Annotated in this window: 1 protein-coding gene; it reads right to left on the reverse strand. The window is 45.0% G+C overall.

Annotated elements, in window-relative coordinates:
* A partial coding sequence (locus tag N1032_RS23505) for a toprim domain-containing protein (protein ID WP_259542783.1) occupies positions 1–1,085 on the reverse strand: 1,085 nt, incomplete at its 3' end.
* Between the last annotated feature and the right edge of the window lie 64 nt (positions 1,086–1,149).

Genomic DNA, 1,149 nt, shown 5'->3' on the forward strand with positions numbered 1-1,149 from the left:
TTATGATTGATAATCAGATGTGATGCTATCTCATGTGCTAGCAGAGTCTTACCACAAGACACACCACCACCGATTGAAATGACTTCACCAAAGCGAATGCCATAAGTCATATCGGTCAAACCCTTCCACGGATAAGGCAAGCCCCATTCCGGTTTCTTCATTGCATCATCCAGACACTCTGCCACTGTAGCAGAACCAGCTGGACTTTCTTTTGCAGCGTTGAAACGAAGAAGGTTATTTAATTCCAGTGAACGACCTTCCATGAGGAGATCATTCGCGTCTTTGATTTCTTTACCGTCCTTGGTCACACCCTTTGGGATGCGAGCAACTTTAATTTTGGGATGCATCGCTCGGATGTTAGCAACAGCTGCTTCACCAGCTTCATCATTATCCATACAGATAACAATTTCAGTGAACCGCTCTACGAATGAATTGCGTCGTGCAAATACACTCGCTGCTGACCCAGCACCATCTGGCAATGCCACACATGCTGGCTTCCAAGACGATTTCGATCCTTCAATCAATGCCTGATAACCAGACATACAGGACAGTTCATCTTCAAAGACGAATAATTTCTGACCCCAAACATCACCCATTACGGCTTGCTGTTCGCCAAAGAAATCACAACCACTACCAGACCCGATTGCATAAAATCCTTTCGGGTTTAAGTTACGAATCTTGTAAGATACAATGCGACCATCTTTATGTTTCGGGTAGAAATGAGAAACTACTTCACGGTTTACTGTAGATAAACCAACACGAACGCCATACCGCTCAGCAACAGTACGAGTAATACCTCGACTGGAGAGTTCCATGATAGGTAACTCATTTGCTTCTGCCAGAATCGCTTCACGCTCTTCATCAGTTAGCTCACGTTTGATCTGACGAACAGACTCAATATCAGCTCGGTTTGCATCAGTTACTTTTTCACCGTGCCCGCAGCGATTACAATGAGTCCACTCTTCACCGTTTTCAGTGTTTCTCCAATGCTGTAGGTGATTGCCTGTTTTATCCCCGCCGCCTTTTCTGCATTCAGGGCAGGCAGAATCACCTAGCAGCTCCTTATTGCCATATACTTTGGCCATTAATTGCATACTCCTTATGCAAGTTACTACGATTACATCGGTACTACAACTTCTCCGGCGTGGA

This window comes from Herbiconiux daphne (assembly GCF_024979295.1).
Lineage (GTDB): Bacteria > Actinomycetota > Actinomycetes > Actinomycetales > Microbacteriaceae > Herbiconiux > Herbiconiux daphnes.